This is a genomic window from Paracoccus sp. NSM (assembly GCF_052379855.1).
Classification (GTDB): Bacteria; Pseudomonadota; Alphaproteobacteria; order Rhodobacterales; family Rhodobacteraceae; genus Paracoccus.
The window spans coordinates 117686-138149 of sequence record NZ_JBQTCG010000006.1; the positions used below are offsets into that span (position 1 = coordinate 117686).

General features: G+C 66.4%; 16 protein-coding genes. 13 read left to right on the forward strand and 3 right to left on the reverse strand.

Translation table 11 applies throughout. The annotated features are described in order from the left end of the window. Positions 1-75 precede the first annotated feature (75 nt). Positions 76-1602: a BCCT family transporter gene (locus ACTZWU_RS11275; protein WP_444737476.1), complete on the forward strand. Its 1527-nt coding sequence runs from the start codon at positions 76-78 to the stop codon at positions 1600-1602. A 51-nt stretch (positions 1603-1653) separates the two neighbouring features. Here the strand turns inward: ACTZWU_RS11275 and ACTZWU_RS11280 are convergent, their stop codons facing one another. Next, positions 1654-2676, reverse strand: a complete 1023-nt coding sequence (locus ACTZWU_RS11280) for a GlxA family transcriptional regulator (RefSeq protein ID WP_444737458.1) — start codon at positions 2674-2676, stop codon at positions 1654-1656. 216 nt (positions 2677-2892) lie between these two features. Between ACTZWU_RS11280 and ACTZWU_RS11285 the strand changes: the two genes are divergently transcribed. The 4 genes from ACTZWU_RS11285 to ACTZWU_RS11300 all read left to right on the forward strand — a co-directional run bounded on the left by ACTZWU_RS11285 (position 2893) and on the right by ACTZWU_RS11300 (position 8144). Next, positions 2893-3642, forward strand: a complete 750-nt coding sequence (locus tag ACTZWU_RS11285; RefSeq protein WP_444737459.1) for an electron transfer flavoprotein subunit beta/FixA family protein — start codon at positions 2893-2895, stop codon at positions 3640-3642. A gap of 29 nt (positions 3643-3671) precedes the next feature. Then, complete coding sequence (locus tag ACTZWU_RS11290) at positions 3672-4604, forward strand: electron transfer flavoprotein subunit alpha/FixB family protein (protein WP_444737460.1); 933 nt, start codon at positions 3672-3674, stop codon at positions 4602-4604. After that, positions 4601-5506 carry a bifunctional methylenetetrahydrofolate dehydrogenase/methenyltetrahydrofolate cyclohydrolase FolD gene (gene folD, locus ACTZWU_RS11295; protein ID WP_444737461.1) on the forward strand — a complete coding sequence of 302 codons (906 nt, stop codon included), beginning with the start codon at positions 4601-4603 and terminating at the stop codon, positions 5504-5506. Before ACTZWU_RS11290 ends, folD begins: the two co-directional genes overlap by 4 nt. A gap of 76 nt (positions 5507-5582) precedes the next feature. Further along, entirely contained in the window at positions 5583-8144 is a 2562-nt protein-coding gene (locus ACTZWU_RS11300) for a GcvT family protein (protein ID WP_444737462.1), read from the forward strand. Between the two features lie 24 nt (positions 8145-8168). On the opposite strand, the gene ACTZWU_RS11305 is transcribed toward ACTZWU_RS11300, so the two are convergent. Next, positions 8169-9074 carry a LysR family transcriptional regulator gene (locus tag ACTZWU_RS11305; RefSeq protein ID WP_444737463.1) on the reverse strand — a complete coding sequence of 302 codons (906 nt, stop codon included), beginning with the start codon at positions 9072-9074 and terminating at the stop codon, positions 8169-8171. A gap of 151 nt (positions 9075-9225) precedes the next feature. Between ACTZWU_RS11305 and ACTZWU_RS11310 the strand changes: the two genes are divergently transcribed. After that, positions 9226-10464 (forward strand): aromatic ring-hydroxylating oxygenase subunit alpha, encoded by a 1239-nt coding sequence (locus ACTZWU_RS11310; protein WP_444737464.1) that lies wholly within the window; start codon positions 9226-9228, stop codon positions 10462-10464. Between the two features lie 4 nt (positions 10465-10468). Then, positions 10469-11536: a 2Fe-2S iron-sulfur cluster-binding protein gene (locus ACTZWU_RS11315; RefSeq protein WP_444737465.1), complete on the forward strand. Its 1068-nt coding sequence runs from the start codon at positions 10469-10471 to the stop codon at positions 11534-11536. On the opposite strand, the gene ACTZWU_RS11320 is transcribed toward ACTZWU_RS11315, so the two are convergent. Then, on the reverse strand, positions 11520-12497 hold the full coding sequence (locus tag ACTZWU_RS11320) for a GlxA family transcriptional regulator (protein WP_444737466.1): 978 nt from the start codon (positions 12495-12497) through the stop codon (positions 11520-11522). The genes ACTZWU_RS11315 and ACTZWU_RS11320 overlap by 17 nt on opposite strands. 95 nt (positions 12498-12592) lie before the next feature. Here ACTZWU_RS11320 and ACTZWU_RS11325 point away from each other — a divergent pair, with 95 nt between their 5' ends. From ACTZWU_RS11325 to ACTZWU_RS11350, 6 genes are all read left to right on the forward strand, one after another. After that, on the forward strand, positions 12593-13846 hold the full coding sequence (locus tag ACTZWU_RS11325) for a sarcosine oxidase subunit beta family protein (RefSeq protein ID WP_444737467.1): 1254 nt from the start codon (positions 12593-12595) through the stop codon (positions 13844-13846). Between the two features lie 24 nt (positions 13847-13870). After that, a complete protein-coding gene (locus tag ACTZWU_RS11330) occupies positions 13871-14170 on the forward strand; it encodes a sarcosine oxidase subunit delta (RefSeq protein WP_444737468.1) in 300 nt (99 codons plus the stop codon). Then, positions 14167-17157, forward strand: coding sequence for a sarcosine oxidase subunit alpha (locus ACTZWU_RS11335; protein WP_444737469.1), 2991 nt, complete (start codon positions 14167-14169; stop codon positions 17155-17157). The genes ACTZWU_RS11330 and ACTZWU_RS11335 overlap by 4 nt, the downstream gene beginning before the upstream one ends. Positions 17158-17167: 10 nt before the next feature. Continuing rightward, positions 17168-17701 carry a sarcosine oxidase subunit gamma gene (locus tag ACTZWU_RS11340; RefSeq protein WP_444737470.1) on the forward strand — a complete coding sequence of 178 codons (534 nt, stop codon included), beginning with the start codon at positions 17168-17170 and terminating at the stop codon, positions 17699-17701. Positions 17702-17773: 72 nt separating this feature from the next. After that, positions 17774-19039 carry a serine hydroxymethyltransferase gene (gene glyA / locus ACTZWU_RS11345; protein ID WP_444737471.1) on the forward strand — a complete coding sequence of 422 codons (1266 nt, stop codon included), beginning with the start codon at positions 17774-17776 and terminating at the stop codon, positions 19037-19039. Continuing rightward, positions 19040-20440 carry an L-serine ammonia-lyase gene (locus ACTZWU_RS11350; RefSeq protein WP_444737472.1) on the forward strand — a complete coding sequence of 467 codons (1401 nt, stop codon included), beginning with the start codon at positions 19040-19042 and terminating at the stop codon, positions 20438-20440. It abuts the gene before it with no gap. The last annotated feature ends 24 nt before the right edge of the window (positions 20441-20464 follow it).

Here is a 20464-nt window from a genome sequence, read left to right on the forward strand (position 1 = left end):
GCCCCTCCGCCCGAAAGCGTGATCCCGACCGATTACCAGGTCGGTCAGGACAATATCGAGGGCCAGCTTGGGGCAATGCCCTACAGCGTCCACAACCCTGTCTTTCTGATCTCGGCCCTGTGCGTGGTGGCCTTCGTGGTGTTCACGCTGGCGCTGCCGGACACCGCGGGAAATCTTTTCAGCGCGCTGTTCTCGGGCGCGACGAAGGGGTTTGACTGGTTCTTCATCGCTGCCGCCGATGTGTTCGTGATCCTGTGCCTCGTGCTGGTCGTCAGCCCCTACGGCAAGATCCGGCTGGGCGGGGCGGCGGCCAAGCCCGATTTCGGCTATCTCAGCTGGTTCTCGATGCTGTTCGCGGCGGGCATGGGCATCGGGCTGATGTTCTACGGCGTCAGCGAGCCGCTGAGCCATTTCACATCCTCGGCGGGCGGCATCGCGGTCGGTGCGGACGGGGTCCGCACGGATTGGGCACCCCTGGGCGCCGCCGCGACCGAGGCCGAGGCGATCCGGCTGGGCATGGCGGCCTCGATCTTCCACTGGGCGCTGCACCCCTGGGCGATCTATGCGGTCGTGGGCCTGAGCCTTGCGCTGTTCAGCTACAACAAGGGTCTGCCGCTGACGATCCGCTCGGCCTTCTATCCGATCTTCGGGGAACGCGTCTGGGGCTGGCCGGGCCATATCATCGACATCCTGGCGGTCTTTGCCACGCTGTTCGGTCTGGCGACCTCGCTTGGCCTTGGCGCGGTGCAGGCCAATGCGGGCTTCAACAAGCTGTTCGGGATGCCGATCAACGAAACCTCGCAGACGATCCTGATCATCGGCATCACGGCCATCGCGCTCTATTCGGTGATCCGGGGGCTGGAAGCCGGCGTCAAGCGCATGTCCGAGATCAACATGGTGCTGGCCTTCGGCCTGCTGATGTTCGTGCTGTTCGCGGGCCCGACGCTGCTGCTGATCACCGACATGGGCAACTTCCTTGTGGCCTATGTGCAGTATCTGCCCGCCCTGTCGAACCCGGTCGGGCGTGATGACGTGAACTTCATGCAGGGCTGGACCTCGTTCTACTGGGCGTGGTGGATCAGCTGGTCGCCCTTTGTCGGCATGTTCATCGCCCGCGTCTCGCGTGGCCGGACGGTGCGGGAATTCATCATCAGCGTGCTGTTGATCCCGTCGCTGGTCTGCGTGATCTGGATGTCGATCTTCGGCGGCGAGGCGATCAGCCAGGTGGTCCGCGAAGGCTATGGCGCGGTCCGCGACGCCGAGCTGCCGCTGCAATTGTTCGCCATGCTGGACGGCCTGCCGCTGACGCAGATCACCTCTTTCGTGGGGATCGTGCTGGTCATCGTGTTCTTCGTCACCTCGTCGGATTCCGGATCACTGGTCATCGACACGATCACCTCGGGCGGCAAAGTCGATGCGCCCGTTCCGCAGCGCGTCTTCTGGTGCGTGTTCGAGGCTGTGGTCGCGGTCGTGCTGCTGATGTCGGCGGGCGGCCTGGGCGCGCTGCAATCCATGGTCATCTCGACCGGGTTGCCGTTCACCGTGCTGCTGCTGTTGATGTGCGTCGCGATCTGGAAGGGACTGGCCAGCGAACCGCGCTGACACGTCTGACCACGACGACGAAGGCCCCCGCAGCCGCTGCGGGGGCCTTTCTCATTCCCGCGCCTGCCGCACGGCCTGCGGGGTCCGGCCATAGCGGCGGCGGAACATGCGGCTCAGATGCGAGCTGTCGCAAAAGCCGCATTCCAGCGCGATCTGCGAGATCGGTCTGTCGCCCGTGACGATCAGGTGATGGGCCAGCGACAGGCGCATGTCCAGAAAAGCGGCCTGCGGCGAGGTGCCAAGCGCGGTCTGGAAATGCCGTTCAAGCTGGCGTTTGCTGTGGCCGATGCGGTCCGCGATCTCGGCCACGGTGAAGGGCTGTTCGATGTTCTGCTGCATCAGCAGCAGCGCGCGCAGCACCATCGGATCACGCGTCTTGAAATCCATCGTGATGCCGGGCTGCGGCTTGTCGGCCTGCAGGGCCTCGTCGATGATCATGATGTGCAGGCTCTTGCTGGCTTGCGCGCGGCCGACATGCTTGTCCACCAGGTGGGCCGCCAGATGGGCCGAACTGGCCCCGCCCGAACAGGTCAGGCGGTCGCGGTCCACCACGAAGATCTGGTCGGTGACGGGGTTCAGCCCCTCGAATTGTTCAAGGAAATCGGCGTGGTGGAACCAGCTGACGCAGCAGCGATAGCCGTCCAGAAGCCCCGCCTGATGCAGCAGGAAGGCGCCCGTGCAGACGCCGATCAGCGGAACCCCCAGTGCGGCCGCATCGTGCAGAAAGCGGTGATAGCCGGGGGGCAGGACGGCCTCGTCCTCCATCAGGCCGCCGATCACGGCGATGTAATCGAATCGGGCCGGATCGCCCAACCGCTCCTTGGGCTGGACGCTGATCCCGCAGCTGGAGGTCACCGGCTCCATCGTGTCGGACAGGACGGTCCAGTTGCAGAGAATCGGGCGGCTGCGGTCGCCCTCGTCCGCGGCAAGCCGCAGAACATCAACGAAATTCGCGAAGGCGCATAATGTGAACCGCTTGGCGAGGATGAAGCCCACGGACAGGCGCGTGTCGCCCTGCTGGCGGCGCAGCGGGCGGGCGATCCCATGACGGTGGGGGGCGGGTGCAAGGCTCATGGCGCGGCCTCGGGGTGATTGTGACGCTGCCATGTCGTAGCTCTAATACCGCGATGACGCAAACGTCCTGTCGCACGGGGCCGCGAAACGGCAATGTTGGCGTCAACAGAGGCCGCTCTCTGCCCCGACAGGATCGTTCAACGACGATCCGGCGCAAGGCAGGGCCGGCACGGGCACAAGCCCCCGATGCGGGGCCATCGACAGAGAGGAACCGACATGAAGATCCTGGTCCCGGTCAAGCGGGTGGTCGATTACAACGTGAAGATCCGCGTGAAATCAGACGGTTCGGGCGTCGACCTTGCCAATGCCAAGATGTCGATGAACCCGTTCGACGAGATCGCCGTCGAACAGGCCGTCCGCATGAAAGAGGCCGGCGAGGCCTCCGAGGTGATCGTCGTCTCGGTCGGTCCCGCGCAGGTGCAGGACATTTTGCGCACCGCTCTGGCGATGGGCGCCGACCGCGCCATCCTGATCGCCGCCGAGGGCCGGATCGAGCCGCTGGCTGTCGCAAAGATCTTGGCGCAGGTCGTGCGCTCGGAGCAGGCCGGGCTGGTCGTTCTGGGCAAGCAGGCCATCGATGACGACTGCAACCAGACCGGCCAGATGCTGTCCGCGCTGTTGGGCTGGAGCCAGGCGACCTTTGCCTCGGCGGTCGAACTGGCGGGCGATCATGCCCTGGTCACGCGCGAGATCGATGGCGGTCTGCAACAGATCGAGGTCAGCCTGCCCGCGATCATCACCGCCGACCTGCGCCTGAACGAGCCGCGCTATGCCAGCCTGCCCAACATCATGAAGGCCAAGAAGAAACCCCTGGCCCAGCACAGCCCCGAGGAACTGGGCGTCACCATCGCGCCCCGCCTGAACGTCATCCGCGTCGAAGAGCCCGCAGCCCGCGCCAGCGGGATCAAGGTCGGCAGCGTCGCGGAACTTCTCGACCGGCTGAAATCCGAAGCCGCCGTCATCTGATCGGGCCTCTAACTGGGAAAGACATCGCCATGGCCATCCTTCTCTTTGCCGACCACGACAACGCCTCGCTGTCCGAACACAGCGCCCGCGCGCTGAGCGCCGCGCGCCGGATCGGCGCGGATGTGGACATCCTGATCGCGGGGCAGGGCGCCGCCCCCGCCGCCGAGGCCGCCGCCCGGCTGGAGGGCGTTCGCCGCGTCCTGCTGGCCGAAGGTGACGCGCTGGCCGAGTGCCTGGCCGAGCCTGTCGCCGCGCTGATCGTCTCGCTTGCGGGGGATTACGACACCATCCTGGCCCCGGCTACCAGCAGCGGCAAGAACGTCATGCCCCGCGTGGCCGCGCTTCTGGACGTGATGCAGGTCTCCGAGGTGATCGAGGTCATAGCCCCCGACACGTTCAAGCGCCCCATCTATGCCGGCAACGCGATCGAGGTCGTCCAGTCGCCCGAGGCCCTGCGTGTGCTGACCATCCGCAGCGCCAGCTTCGCCCCCGCCCCCAACGGCAACGCGACGGCCCCCGTCGTGGCCGTTTCGGGCACGGACCTTCCCGCGCTTTCCCGCTTTCGGCAGAACCTGCTGTCGGCCAGCGACCGGCCTGACCTGTCCTCGGCCAAGATCGTTGTCTCGGGCGGACGCGCGCTTGGTTCGCGCGAACGGTTCGAGCAGGTCATCAATCCCCTGGCGGACAAGCTGGGCGCCGCCGTCGGTGCCAGCCGCGCCGCCGTGGATGCAGGCTATGCCGCCAACGATTTTCAGGTCGGCCAGACCGGCAAGGTGGTGGCGCCCGACCTTTACATCGCCTGCGGCATCTCGGGCGCGATCCAGCATCTGGCGGGGATGAAGGACAGCCGCATCATCGTGGCGATCAACAACGATTCCGAGGCGCCGATCTTCCAGGTCGCCGATTACGGCATCGTCGGCGACATCTTCGACGTCCTGCCCGAGATGGAGCGCGCCCTGTGATCGCCGAGGCCCGCGCGGCCAGCGCCGCCATCATCGACGGCCGCGCCTTTGCCGATGGTCTGGGCGAACGGATCGCCCGGCAGGTCAGTGACTTCTCGGCACAGACGGGCCGCGCGCCGGGTCTGGCGGTGGTCCTGGTCGGCACCGATCCGGCCAGCGAGGTCTATGTCCGCTCAAAGGGCCGGATGGCGCGCAAGCTGGGCATGGAAGGTTTCGAGCATGTCCTGCCCGAAACCGTGTCGCAGGCCGATCTGATGGCGCTGATCGCGCGGCTGAACGCCGACGCGGCCGTGGACGGCATTCTCGTTCAGCTTCCGCTGCCCAAAGGTCTGGACAGTCTGGCCGTCATCGAGGCTATCGATCCGGCCAAGGACGTGGACGGGCTGCACCCGGTCAATGCGGGCTATCTGGCCTCGGGCCTGCCGGGGCTGGTGTCCTGCACACCGCTTGGCTGCCTGATGCTGCTGAAGGACAGCCTGGGTGATCTGACCGGCCTCGATGCGATCGTGGTCGGGCGTTCCATCCTCGTGGGCAAGCCCATGGCGCAATTGTTGCTGGGCGCGAACTGCACGGTGACGATGGCCCATTCGCGCAGCCGCGATCTGGCCGCCAAGGTGGGCCGCGCCGACATCGTCGTGGCCGCCGTCGGTTCGGCCGGAATGATCCGGGGCGAATGGATCAAGCCGGGTGCGACGGTGATCGACGTGGGCACCAGCCGCGTGATCCGCGACGGCAGGACCTGTCTTGTCGGCGATGTGGACTTCGCGGGCGCCAGCCAGCGCGCACGGGCGATCACGCCGGTGCCGGGCGGGGTCGGGCCGATGACCATCATGACGCTGATGCACAACACCTTGATCGCTGCTTATCGTCGCACGGGGCTTTCCGCCCCGAAGATAGATTGACGGATCGCCCGCCGTGTGATGCGGCATAGGAATTACAAGCGGCCCCGCCGCATCGCCTCAAGTAAGGATGAGCAAGATGTCCAGCTTTCCCTCTCGCGCCCGCGTCGTCATTGTCGGCCTCGGCGGCATCGTCGGTGCCTCGGTCGCGCATCACCTGATCGAGAACGGGTGGGACGACATCGTCGGCATCGACAAGTCGGGCATCCCGACCGATATCGGCTCGACCGCGCATGCCTCGGATTTCTGCTACGCGACCAGCCATGACCTGCTGTCCTGCTGGACGACCATGTATTCCATGGATTTCTACGAAAAGCTGGGTCACTACAAACGCATCGGCGGGCTGGAGGTCGCGCGCGTGGGCGATGACGCCCGCATGGCCGAACTGAAGCGCCGCGTGGACAGCGGCAAGGCCTTCGGCACGAATGTCAGCATCATCTCGGCCGCCGAGGCCAAGGCCAAGTTCCCGCTGCTGGAGGAGGATCAGATCCAGGGCGCGCTGTGGGATCCGGACGCGGGCCTCGTCGTGCCGCGCTCGCAGACGGTCGCGGGCAAGCTGGTCGACATGGCCGAGGCGGCGGGCAAGCTGAAATCCTTCGCCAATACGCCCGCGCTGGAACTGCTGCACGAGAATGGCCGTATCACCGGGGTCCGCACGACACGCGGCACGATCATGGCCGATCATGTCGTGGTCTGCGCGGGTCTCTGGGGTCGCCTGATTGCCGAGATGGCGGGCGAGGACCTGCCCGTGATGCCGGTCGATCACCCGCTGACCTTCTTCGGTCCCTACGAGGAATTCGCCGGCACCGGCCTGGAAATCGGCCGCCCGCTGCTGCGCGATCAGGGCAACTCGGCCTATCTGCGCGACACCGGCGATCCCAACACGACCGAGGGCGGCCAGATCGAGTGGGGCTATTACTACGAAAAGGACGTGCGGATGGTCCATCCGCGCGACCTGCTGGAAAAGCACGAGGCGCGCCTGTCGCCCTCGCAGCGCGACCTGGTGCTGGATGACGTGATCGAGCCCCTGGAACGCGCGATGGAGCTGACGCCGATCCTGGGCGAGCTGGGCTTCAACGAAAGCCACTCGTTCAACGGGCTCTTGCAGACGACGACCGATGGCGGCCCCTCGATGGGCGAAAGCCGCAAGCTGCGGGGCCTGTGGTATGCGGTGGCGATCTGGGTCAAGGACGGCCCCGGCATGGGCAAGCTGATCGCCGACTGGATGACCAAGGGCCGCACCGAGATCGACCACAACCGCATCGACTATGCGCGGTTCAGCGATTTCCAGCTGACCGAGGATTTCATCTCGGGCCGCTGCGAGGAAACCGCAGCCAAGATCTACAACCCGCCGGTCCACCCGCGCGAACCATTCGCCAATGCCCGCGGCATCCGCCGGTCCCCGTTCCACGAGCGGGAAAAGGAGCTTGGCGGCTACTTCATGGAACTGGGCGGCTGGGAACGCGCGCATGGCTATGCCGCCAACGAGCACCTGCTGGAGAAATACGCCGATCAGGTCCCCGAGCGTCTGAACGAATGGGACAGCCGCCACTTCTGGCGCGTTTCCAACGCCGAGCAGCTGGAGATGAGCGCCGATTGCGGGATCATCAACCTGTCGCATTTCCACATGACCGACATTTCCGGGCCGGATCATGTCGAACTGATGGAATATCTGTGTGCGGCCAAGATCGGCGGTGACGCCAATATCGGCAAGGGCATCTATACCCACATGCTGGACGAGGAAGGCATGGTCCGCGCCGACTTCACCGTCTTCCGCATGGAGGATCGCTGCCGGCTGGTGAACGGGGCCGATGCCGGCCCGCGCGACCTGATGTACATGCGCCGCGTGGCGCAGGATCGCGGCCTCGACGTCACCATCACCGACACGACCGAGGATTTCACCACGATCGGCATCTGGGGCCCGAATGCGCGCGAGAACCTCAAGAAGGTCGTGGCCGATCCCGATGCGCTGGATGTTGCGAACTTCCCCTTTGCCGCGATCCGGCAGATCGAGATCGCGAGCCGCAAGGTCATGGCCTTCCGCATCTCGTATGTGGGCGAACAGGGCTGGGAACTGCACATGGCCTATGGCGATGGTCTGGCCGTGTGGGACGCGCTGCGCGGGGCAGGGGTGATGGCCGTGGGGGTCGAGACCTACGCGAACTCGCGCCGTCTGGAAAAGTCGCTGCGCCTGCAGAACGCGGACCTGCTGACCCAGTACAACCTGCTGGAGGCCGATCTGGCCCGTCCCAAGGTCAAGGAGGCCGATTTCGTCGGCAAGGCCAAGCATCTGGAATACCGTGCCCGCGATCATCAGCCCGCGATGCTGTGCACGCTGGTGATGACCGACAATGTGGACAGCCAGGGCGTCGCCCGCTACCCGGTCGGCACGCTGCCGGTGATGGACCCGGATACCGGCGCGGTGCTGATCGACAGCCTGGGGCGGCGGTCCTACACGACCTCGATCGCCTACGGTCCCACGGTCGGCAAGAACATCGCGCTGGCCTATCTGCCCTGGGATTATTGCCAGCTGGGTCGCAAGCTGCAGGTCAGCTATTTCGACGAAATCTACCCGGTCGAGGTCGCGGGGATCGGCTATGCGCCGCTTTACGACCCCGAGAACCTGAAGCCGCGCAGCTGAGGCGGTTCGGTTAGCTGATCTAAATCAACTCGCGGCCGGGGAACCGGCCGCGACATCCTTTTGCGCCATCAGCCAATCCGCCAGTTGCCGTGCATTGGCCGAGGCTCTTCCGTGGATGCGCAGGTAGAACGGCCAGGGCGAGGGCAGGGCCTCGGGGACCAGCGGGACCAGCCTTCTGCTTGCCAGATGCGGGCCCAGCAGCGATTCCCAGCCCAGCACCGCGCCGATATGATCCTCGGCCGCCTGTAGCGATACGAGGTGGTTGTTCAGCACAAAGCCCGGCCCGGTCGGTTGCTGGCCCGCGATCGCCTGAAACCATTGCGGCCAGGTCGTCCATTCCGGCTCGTCCGAGCGGGTGTGGATCAGCGGCGCGCGCGCCAGATCGGCAAGGCTGCCGATCCCGTGGCGTTCTGCGAATGTCCGCGTGCCAAGCGCAAGGATGCGGTCCTGCATCAGGATCGCGGTCTCGTCGGGCACTTCGGCGGGGTCGCCGTAATGGATGCTCAGATCCGCGCCCTCGGGGGCGGGGCCATCCTGCACCAGATGCGACAGCGCGATATCGGGATGCAGGGCCAGAAAGCCCGCAAGGCGCGGCATCAGCCACAGTGTGCTGACCGCCGTCGTCGCCGCGATCGACACGCCCGACCGGACCGAGCGGCTGCGGATCCGGCCCACGCTTTCGGCGATCCCCTCAAGCCCGCGTTGCAGCGCGACGAACAGCAGCGCGCCCGCCTCGGTCAGTTCCACCCCGCGATAATGGCGGAAGAACAGCGGCTGGCCCAGTTCCGATTCCAGCGCCTTGATGCGGTGGCTGACGGCGGCCGGGGTCACGTTCAGTTCGGCCGCGGCCCGCTTGAAGCTGAGATGCCGGGCCGCGACCTCGAAACAGGCAAGATCGCCGAGCGGGGGCAGGTTGTAGGGCTTGGGCATGATGTCGCATCCGGCTGGGAAAATGTCGCTGACGTGACGCAGCGGAAAGAGTTTAACCAGAGTAATGTCACATGAGATTTTATCCCATTGTCAAGACGCGCTTTGGCTGGCTTCGTCACGCCAGACAAACCCGGCTTTGCAGGAGCCCATCATGCCAGGACGTCCCCAGCCCCTTTCCGACCTGATCGCGCAGCACAAACCCGGCCACGGGCTGCCGCAGGCCTTCTACACCTCGCCCGAGGTCTTCGCGCATGACATGGAGACGATCTTCTACCGCGACTGGCTTTTCGCCATGCCCGCCTGCGCGCTGGACAAGGCGGGCAGCTTCCAGCGGCTGCGGATCGGCGCCTATGACGTGATCGTTCTGCGCGACAATCAGGGCGGGATCCGCGCCTTCCACAATTCCTGCCGCCATCGCGGGTCGGTGATCTGCTCGGTCGCGCAGGGCAAGGTCGCGAAACTGACCTGCCCCTATCACCAATGGACCTACGGGCTGGACGGCAAGCTGCTCTGGGCGCGCGACATGGGCGAGGATTTCGATCCGACGCAGCACAACCTCAAGACTGTGCATTGCCGCGAAGTGGCGGGGCTCGTCTATATCTGCCTTGCCGACGAAGCGCCCGATTTCGACGCCTTCGCCGGCACCGTGACGCCCTATCTGGGCGTGCATGACCTGTCCGACGCCAAGATCGCCTTCCAGTCCACCATCATCGAGAACGGCAACTGGAAGCTGGTCTGGGAAAACAACCGCGAATGCTATCACTGCGCGGGCAACCATCCCGACCTTTGCCGCACCTATCCCGAGGATCCCTCGATCACCGGCGTCAGCCCGGACGGCACCTTCCCGGAAAAGGTCGAGAACCACTTCAACCGTCTGGAGGGCGCGGGCGCGCCCTCGCGGTTCCGCATGGCGCCGGACGGTCAATTCCGCGTGGCGCGGATGCCGCTTTTGGACGGCGCGGAAAGCTATACGATCAACGGCAAGATCGCCGTGCAGAAGCGGCTTGGCCGGGTGCCGTTCCTTGATGCCGGGACGCTGCTGATGTTCCATTATCCGACGACATGGAATCATTTTCTGACGGACCACTCGATCACCTTCCGCGTGACCCCGATCAGCCCGATGGAAACCGAAGTGCAGACCACCTGGCTGGTCCACAAGGACGCGGTCGAGGGCGTGGATTACGACCTGAAGAACCTGACCACCGTCTGGGAACATACCAATGACGAGGATCGCCGCGTGGTCGAGCATAACCAGCAGGGCATCTGCTCGCCCGCCTATCAGCCCGGCCCCTATTCGACGATCCACGAGGACGGCGTGATCCAGTTCGTGAACTGGTATCTGGATCGCCTGCGCGCCCGCCAGCCGGGTCTGGCCGTGGCGGCGGAGTAAGCCGATGCTCGACGCCCGGCAGACAGCGAAATGGACCGATGACGAGCCGCTGGAATGCGTCTCGATCCTGCCCGAATCCCCCAATGTCGTGACGGTGTGCTTTCAGGCGCCGTCGGGCCGGCCGTTCGAGTTTCTGGCCGGCCAGTTCCTGACGCTGGAACTGCCTCTGCCGGGCGGCACGATCCACCGCACCTACACGATCTCGTCCTCGCCCACGCGGCCGAAATCGCTGACGATCACGATCAAGGCGCAACCCGGCTCGATCGGGACGCGCTGGATCATCGACAACCTGCGCCCCGGCATGAAGCTCAGGGCCAAGGGCCCGGCCGGGCGCTTCACCTCGACCCATTTCCCGGCGCGGAAATACCTGTTCATCTCGGCCGGGTCGGGGATCACGCCGATGATGTCGATGACGACCGAGATCTACGATCTGGGCCGCCATTGCGACATCGTCTTCGTGAACTGCGCGCAGCGCCCGTCCGAGATCATCTTCAAGCGGCGGCTTGAGCATATGGCCACCCGGATCGAGGGGCTGGACCTGAAATGGGTCGTCCAGCAGGCCGATATCTACCAGCCCTGGACCGGCTACAAGGGCCGGTTCAACCAGCTTATGCTGGGCCTGATGGCGCCCGATTATCTGGAACGCGAGGTCTTTTGCTGCGGCCCGGCGGGCTTCATGCAATCGGTCAGCGAGGCGCTGGCGGGGCTGGGCTTCGACATGGCGCATTACCATCAGGAAAGCTTCGGCGCGCCCGAAGCGGGCGATCTGCCAGCGGTCGAAAGCGGCACCACAGAGGCGGCGACCACGGATGCCGCGCAACTGGTGTTCCGGGATTCAGGCATCACCCATGATTGCAGCGCCGCCGATACTGTGCTTCAGGCCGCGCGTGCGGCGGGCGTGGCCATCCCCTATGGTTGCAGCATGGGCGTTTGCGGCAGTTGCCGCATCCGCAAAGTCTCGGGCGATGTGCACATGGTCCATAACGGCGGCATCAGCGAGGACGAGGTCGAAGAGGGCTACATCCTCGCCTGTTGTTCCCACCCCCGCGGCACGGTCACGCTGGAGGCATAGCCGCGCCCCGGATCTCGCCCGGGGTCAGGCCGCGTTCGGCCTTGAGCGAGCGCGCCAGATGCGGCGCGTCGCAGAACCCGCAGGCCAGCGCGATATCCGTGACCGATTGCGCCGTCTGCCGCAGCCGGGTTGTCGCGCGGTCCAGCCGGATCTCAAGATAGATGCGCCGGGGCGATTGCCCCAGATCGGCCTGAAAGCGCCGCTCGAGCGTGCGGCGCGCGGTGCCGAGCGCGGCCGCGATCTCGTCCACGCTCAGCGGCTGTTCGATATTTTGCTGCATCTTCAGGACGGCGCGCTTGACCAGTTCGTCGCGCGCCTGCCGCGCCAGCATCTGGCCCGGCTGGGCGCGCTGGCCGCTCAGCGCATCCTCGATCATCATGATGTTCAGGCTTTTCGTCGCCGCCGATTGCCCGACATGGCGCTGCACAAGGAACGCCGCCAGATGGGCGGCGCCGTGCCCGCCCGAACAGGTCAGGCGGTCGCGGTCCACCACGAAGATCTGGTCCGAGACAGGGGTCTCCCGTTCGAACCTGTCGATGAAATCCTGATGGTGGAACCAGCTGACGCAGCAGCGATAGCCTTGCAGCAGCCCCGCGGCCTGCAGCGTGAAGACCCCGGTGCAAAGCCCGACCAGCGGCACGCCCCGCGCGGCCGCCTGCGCGATGAAGTCCAGCGCCTGCGGGCCAAAGGCGGCGCGGTCGCTGATGAGGCCCCCCACGACGACCAGATAATCGAACGCCCCCGCCCGGCGCAGCGGCGTGTCCGGCTGCACCCGCACCCCGCAACTGGACCTGATCGGATCCATCCGGTCGGCCAGCACCGTCCAGTCACACAGAATCGGGCGCGATTTGTCCGCGTCGTCGGCGGCCAGCCGCAGAACATCCACGAAATTGGCGAATGCCGACAGGGTGAACTGGTCGGCCAGAAGGAAAGCGACTCGGAGGCGGGTGGCAGGGGTCATGACGCGATCCTACACGATGCCTGCCGCAAATCTACAAACGAGACGCTGCCTGAAACCATATTGTGACAGGCAGATGCGATGAAAGGGCCCCTGCCATGCAACGTTTCTCTGCCATGTCCCTGCTCAAGAACGCGCTGACGGGCCACAAGAACTGGCGCGAGCAGTGGCCCGACAGCCAGCCCAAGGCCGAATACGATGTCGTCATCGTCGGGGCGGGCGGCCATGGTCTGGGCGCGGCCTATTACCTGGCGAAAGAGCACGGCATCACCAATGTCGCGGTGATCGACAAGGGCTGGCTGGGCGGTGGCAATACGGGCCGGAACACGACGATCATCCGGTCGAACTATCTCTATGACGAAAGCGCGCGGCTTTACGATCACGCGCTGGACCTGTGGGAGAACCTGTCGCAGGAACTCAACTACAACGTCATGTATTCCAAGCGCGGCGTGATGATGCTGGCGCATAACGTCCATGACGTTCAGTCCTTCCAGCGGCACATTCATGCGAACCGCCTCAATGGCGTGGACAACCGCTGGCTGACGAAGGAAGAGGCCAAGGCCTTCTGCCCGCCGCTGAACATCAGCCCCGACGCGCGCTATCCGGTGATGGGCGCGGCGCTGCAGATGCGGGCGGGCACCGCGCGGCATGATGCGGTGGCCTGGGGCTATGCGCGGGCGGCGGCGGCGCGGGGCGTGGACATCATCCAGAACTGCCCGGTCATCGCGATCCGACGCGGGCCTGACGGCGCGGTCCAGGGCGTCGATACCGCCAAGGGCTTCATCAAGGCGAAGAAGGTCGCGGTTTCCGCCGCCGGCAACACCAGCGTCGTGATGGACAGCGCGGGCGTCCGGATGCCCCTGGAAAGCTTCCCCCTTCAGGCGCTGGTCAGCGAGCCGGTCAAGCCGATCTTCCCCTGCGTCGTCATGTCGAACACCGTCCACGCCTATATCAGCCAGTCCGACAAGGGCGAGCTGGTGATTGGCTCGGGCACCGACCAATATACCAGCTACAGCCAGCGCGGCGGCCTGCCGCTGATCGAGCATACGGTCGCGGCGATCTGCGAGGTCTTCCCGATCTTCAACCGTATGCGGATGCTGCGCAAATGGGGCGGGATCGTGGACGTGACGCCGGACCGTTCGGCCATCCTGGGCAAGACGCCGGTCAAGGGGCTCTATGTCAATTGCGGCTGGGGCACCGGCGGCTTCAAGGCCACGCCCGGCGCCGCGCATACGCTGGCCTGGACCGTTGCCAAGGACGAGCCGCACCCGATCAACGCGCCCTTCACGCTTGAACGCTTCACCACCGGCCGGCTGATCGACGAAGCCGCCGCCGCCGCAGTTGCCCACTAGTCGGCGCGCATCAAGGATTTCGCCATGCTTCTGATCCATTGCCCCTATTGCGACGAAACCCTGCCTGAACTGGAATTCGCCTATGCGGGCGAGGCGCATATCGCGCGCCCCGCCGACCCCTCGGCCCTGTCGGACGAGGAATGGCGCGATTTTCTGTTCATCCGCACCAATGCGCGCGGTCCGCATTACGAGCGCTGGCGGCACATCCACGGCTGCGGGCGCTTCTTCAACGCGCTGCGCGACACGGTCAGCGACCGTTTCCTGACGACCTACAAGGCCGGCGAAGAGCGCCCGGCGCTGACCATTCTGGAGGCCGCGGAATGAGCCGCTATCGCATCCCCGGCCTCGGCCGCGTCGATCCCGCCAAACCCGTCAGCTTCACCTTCGACGGCAAGCGCTACACCGGGCTGCGCGGCGACACGGTCGCCTCGGCCCTTCTGGCGCATGGCGTCCACCTGATGGGGCGTTCGTTCAAGTATCACCGCCCGCGCGGCCCCGTCACGGCAGGGTCCGAGGAACCGAACGCCCTGATCGGCACCTCGCGCGGCCCGGGCCGGTTCGAGCCGAACACCCGCGCCACCGTGCAGGAACTGCGCGAGGGGCTGGTGACGGAAAGCCAGAACAAGTTCCCCTCGCTGAAATTCGACATCGGGGCGGTGAACGACCGCGCCTACATGCTGTTCTCGGCCGGTTTCTACTACAAGACCTTCATGTGGCCGCGCAGCTTCTGGGACAAGGTCTACGAGCCCTTCATCCGCGCCGCCGCGGGCCTGGGCAAATCGCCGACCGAGGCGGACCCCGACGATTATGCCTCGCGCTATCTGCATACCGACGTGCTGGTCGTGGGCGGGGGCGCGGCGGGGATCTCGGCCGCGCTGGTCGCCGCGAAGTCCGGCGCCCGTGTGGTTCTGGTGGACGAGAACCCCGAGATGGGCGGCTCGCTTCTGTCTGATCCGGCGGTCCGGATCGAGGGGCGCGGTTCCTGGGCCTGGCTGGCCGATCAGATGTCGCAGTTGCGCGCAGCCGGTGTCACGCTGATGACCCGCACCACCGCCATCGGCTATTACCATCAGAACATGGTGGGCCTGGTCGAGCGTCTGACCGACCATCTGGACCACCCCCCCGCCGGCGCCCCGCGCGAACGGATGTGGCGGGTGCGCGCCGGTCAGGTGATCCTGGCGCAGGGCGCGCTGGAAAAACCGCTGGTCTTTGACGGCAACGACCGGCCCGGCGTCATGCTGGCGGGCGCGGCGCAGACCTATCTGAACCGCTACGGCGTCAAGGTCGGCGATTGCGCGGCGGTCGTCACCAGCCATGACAGCGCTTGGTATGCGGCCTTCGATCTGGTCGATGCCGGGGGCCGCGTGGCCGCCATCGCCGATCTGCGCGCCGAGGTCCGCCCCGATCTGGTCGAGGCCGCCCGCAAGCGCGGCATCGAGGTCCTGACCGGCCATACCGCCACCGCCACCTATGGCCGCCTGCGCGTCAAGGCCGTGCGCGTGAACCCCGTGCGGAACGGTCAGGTCGGCGCGGGCCGCAAGATCGCCTGCGACGCGTTGTTGATCTCGGGCGGCTGGACGCCTTCGCTGCATCTCTTCTCGCATACCAAGGGCTCGCTGACCTGGGACGAGGCCAGCCGCACCTTCCTGCCCAACCACAAGACCGAGGCCTGCCAGATCGCGGGTGCGGGTCGGGGCCTCTGGGGTTATGGTCCTGTGCTTGAAGATGGCGCCAAGGCCGGTCTTGCCGCCGTCGAGGCGCTCGGCCGCACGGGCCTGCCGCTGTCGGCCAAGGTCGAGGGTGATCGCCCCGGCACCGGCACTAGCCAGAAGGAACTGCCCACCGACCGCAGCGCCGGAAAGGCCAAGGCCTTCGTCGATTATCAGAACGACGTGACCGCCAAGGACATCCGGCTGGCCGTGCGCGAGGGGATGCGCTCGATCGAGCACGTCAAGCGTTACACGACCAACGGCATGGCGACCGATCAGGGCAAGATGTCGAACATCAACGGGCTGATGATCGCCGCCGACGCCCTGGGCAAGGAGCCGCCGCAGGTCGGTCTGACGACCTTCCGCCCGCCCTACACGCCGACCAGCTTTGGCACCTTCGCGGGCTACCACAAGGGCGCGACCTTCGAACTGACCCGCAAGACGCCGATCGACCCCTGGGCCGAGGCGCATGGCGCCGTGTTCGAGCCCGTCTCGCTGTGGCGCCGGGCGTGGTATTTCCCGCAAGGGACCGAGGACATGCATCAGGCCGTGGCGCGCGAATGCCGCATGACGCGGGCATCGGCGGGGATGTTCGACGCCTCGACCCTGGGCAAGATCGAGGTCGCGGGCCCGGATGCGGTCGAGTTCATGAACCGCATGTACACCAACCCCTGGACCAAGCTCGCGCCGGGCCGGTGCCGCTATGGCCTGCTTCTGGGCGAGGACGGGTTCATCCGCGACGACGGCGTCATCGGGCGCCTTGGCCAGGACCTGTTCCACGTCACCACCACCACCGGCGGCGCCGCGCGGGTCATGAACATGATGGAGGATTACCTCCAGACCGAATGGCCCGACCTGAATGTCTGGCTGACCTCGACCACCGAGCAATGGTCGACCGTCGCGGTCAACGGCCCGAACGCCCGCAATGTGCTGGCGCCTCTGGTCGAGGGGCTGGACCTGTCGGACGCGGCCTTCCCGCATATGTCGGTCGCGGAATGCACCGTCGCGGGCCTGCCCGCGCGGCTGTTCCGGATCAGCTTCACCGGCGAACTGGGCTTCGAGATCAACGTCCCCGCCCGGCACGGTCTGGCATTGTGGAAAGCGATCCACGAGGCAGGCCAGCGCTATGACATCTGCCCCTACGGAACCGAGACGATGCACGTCCTGCGCGCCGAAAAGGGCTATATCATCGTGGGCCAGGATACCGACGGCACGATCACGCCGCAGGATGCGGGTCTGGACTGGGCCGTGGGCAAGGCCAAGAAGGACTTTGTCGGCAAACGCTCCCTCCAGCGTCCCGACATCGTGGCGCCGAACCGCAAGCAGCTTGTCGGCCTCTTGACCGAGGACGGCACCAGGCTGGAAGAGGGCGCGCAGATCGTGCTGGACCCGAACCAATCGCTGCCGATGACGATGGCGGGGCATGTCACCTCGTCCTACGATTCGGTCGCACTTGGCCGGCCCATCGCGATGGCGGTGATCACCGGCGGGCACGGGCGGATGGGCGAGACGGTGCATATCCCGATGCCGAACGGCACGGTGCGCGCCACGATCACCTCGACCAATTTCTACGACCCTGACGGCGAACGGCTGAAGGCCTGAGGAGCGCGACATGACCACACAACGCCACGATTTCGACGCCTCGCCCTTTGCGCTGGAAACGCTGCCCTGGTCGCCGCGGTTCTCGCTGCGGGTCCGCCCCGAGAACCGCGCCGCGCTGGCGCAGGCGCTTGGGCTGGACCTGCCCGAAAAGGTCGGCCATCGCAGCAGCGGAACCGCCGAGGTGGTCTGCCTCGGGCCCGATGAATGGACGATCCTGACCACCGAGGGCGCGCGCGACGCGCTGGCCCGCGCCGGTGAGGCCGCCTATGCCGCCATCCCCCACAGCCTGGTCGAGATCAGCGACCGCGAAATCACCTTGCGTCTTTCCGGCGCGCAGGCGCTGACCGCGCTGACGGCGGCCTGCCCCCGCGACGTGGGCGCGCTGCCGGTCGGTCGCGCGGCGCGGACGCTGTTTGATACCGCCACCGTGATCCTGTGGCGCGACGGGGCCGACAGTTTCCGCATGGATGTATGGCGCAGCTTCGTGCCGCATGTCCGCGCCATCCTCGCCAAGGTCGAGGCCGAGCTGAAATCCGGCCTCTGAGCCACCCGACATGACCCCTGCCGCTGCGGCCGCCCGGCCGCGGACGATCCCGCTTTGCCGAAAGGTTTTTCCATGCTCGACTTCAAGACCCAGACGATCTCGGACAGCGCCGTCGCCGATGCCATCGGCCGCGAACTGGGGCGCCAGCAGGACCAGATCGAACTGATCGCCTCTGAGAACATCGTCTCGGCCGACGTGCTGGCGGCCCAGGGCTCGGTCCTGACGAACAAATACGCCGAGGGCTATCCCGGCAAGCGCTACTATGGCGGTTGCGAATTCGTTGACGAGGTCGAGGACATCGCCCGCGACCGCCTCAATCAGCTTTTTGGCGCGGCCCATGCCAACGTCCAGCCCCATTCGGGCGCGCAGGCGAACCAAGCGGTATTCCTAGCGCTGCTGCAACCGGGCGACAAGATCATGGGCCTGTCGCTGGCGCATGGCGGCCATCTGACCCACGGCTCGCCCGTCACCATGTCGGGCAAGTGGTTCCAGGTCGTCAGCTACGAGGTCGAGGAAGACACCCACCTGATCGACATGGACAAGGTCCGCGCCAAGGCGCTGGCCGAGAAGCCGAAGCTCATCGTCGCGGGCGCCTCGGCCTATCCGCGCCACATGGACTTCGCCGCCTTCCGCGCCATCGCGGACGAGGTCGGCGCGTATCTGATGGTGGACATGGCCCATTACGCGGGCCTGATCGCGGCGGGCGAGTATCCGAACCCGGTGCCGCACGCCCATGTCACCACCTCGACCACGCACAAGACCCTGCGCGGCCCGCGCGGCGGCGTGATCCTGACCAATGACGAGGATCTCGCCAAGAAATTCAACTCGGCCGTTTTCCCCGGCAACCAGGGCGGGCCGCTGATGCATGTCATCGCCGCCAAGGCCGTGGCCTTCGGCGAGGCGTTGCAGCCGTCCTTCAAGGATTACGCCAAGAACGTGATCGCCAATGCCCGTGCGCTGGCCGACACGCTGACGGCGGGCGGGATGGGCATCGTCTCGGGCGGCACCGACTGCCACATGGTCCTGTGCGACCTGCGCCCGCTTGGCGTGACCGGCAAGGCCGCCGAGATCGCGCTGGAGCGTGCGGGCCTGACCTGCAACAAGAACGCGATCCCCTTCGATCCGGAAAAGCCCTTCGTCACCAGCGGCATCCGGCTCGGTTCATCGGCCGGGACGACCCGCGGCTTCGGCGAGGCCGAGTTCCGCCAGATCGGCGAGATGATCCTGCGCGTCCTTCGCGCCCTTGGCCAGAACCCCGAAGGTGACGCCGTGCTCGAGGCCGAGGTCCGTGCCGAGGTCAAGGCGATCTGCGCGCGCTTCCCGATCTACGGCGCGTAGATGTTCCTCTCGGTCTTTGACATCTTCAAGATCGGCATCGGCCCCTCGTCGTCGCATACGATGGGGCCGATGGTCGCCGCAGCCCGCTTTCTGGACGACCTGCGCGGCGGGACCGAGAAGATCCCCGGCGCGACCCATCCGCACCGGTTGCAGGCGGTTCTGCATGGCAGCCTGGCCTTCACCGGCAAGGGCCATGCGACCGACCGCGCGGTGATCCTGGGCCTCTGCGGGCTGACGCCGGACCGCATGGACCCTGACGACGCCGAACGGATCGAGGCCGAGGTGCGCCGCACCGGCCTCGTCCGCCCCGAAGGACTTGGCGATCTGGTCTTTGAGCCAGACCGCGATCTTGTCTTCGATTACGGCCCCGCCTTGCCCGGCCACCCGAACGGCATGGTGCTGCGGGCGCTGGACCCGTCGGGCGCGACCTATCACCAGCAGACCTATTATTCGGTCGGCGGGGGCTTCGTCGTCACCAAGGCCGAGTTGGAGGCCAGCCAGTCGGGCAGGGCGCCCGTCCAGCAGGGCGCCGATGTGCCGTTCCCCTTCGAGAGCGCGGCCGAGATGCTGGCGATGGGGGCCGCCTCGGGGCGCAGCATAGCCCAGATGAAACGCGCCAACGAAGAGGCCCGTCTGGGCGACCGGCTGAATGCGCGGCTGGACGAGATCTGGGCCGCGATGGATGCCTGCATCGCGCGCGGGCTGACACAAGACGGCATCCTGCCCGGCGGGCTCAAGGTCCGCCGCCGCGCCCGCGCGATCCATGAACAGCTCGAATCCGAACGCGGCCGCAACCTGAATCAGCCGCATCAGGCGAATGACTGGCTCAGCGTTTACGCGATGGCCGTGAACGAGGAAAACGCGGCCGGGGGCCGGGTCGTCACCTCGCCCACCAACGGGGCGGCGGGCGTGGTGCCGGCAGTCGGGCGCTATTACCTCGATCACTGCGTCGGTGCGCACCGGGACGGCATCCGCGACTACCTGCTGGTCGCGGCGGCGATCGGCGGGCTGATCAAGCACAATGCCAGCATCTCGGGCGCCGAGGTCGGCTGCCAGGGCGAGGTGGGTTCCGCCAGCGCGATGGCGGCGGCGGGTCTTTGTGCCGTGCTGGGTGGCACGAACGCGCAGATCGAGAACGCGGCGGAAATCGCGCTGGAACATCACCTTGGCATGACCTGCGATCCGGCGGCCGGGCTGGTCCAGGTGCCCTGCATCGAACGCAACGCGCTTGGCGCGATCAAGGCGGTCTCGGCCGCCAGCCTCGCGCTCAGGGGCGACGGCGCGCATTTCCTGCCGTTGGACAATTGCATCCGCGTGATGCGCGACACGGGCCGCGACATGAACGAGAAATACAAGGAAACCTCGCAGGGCGGCATCGCCGTCAACCTGCCGGAATGCTGAAGGCCAGGCAATGAAGGCGATGCA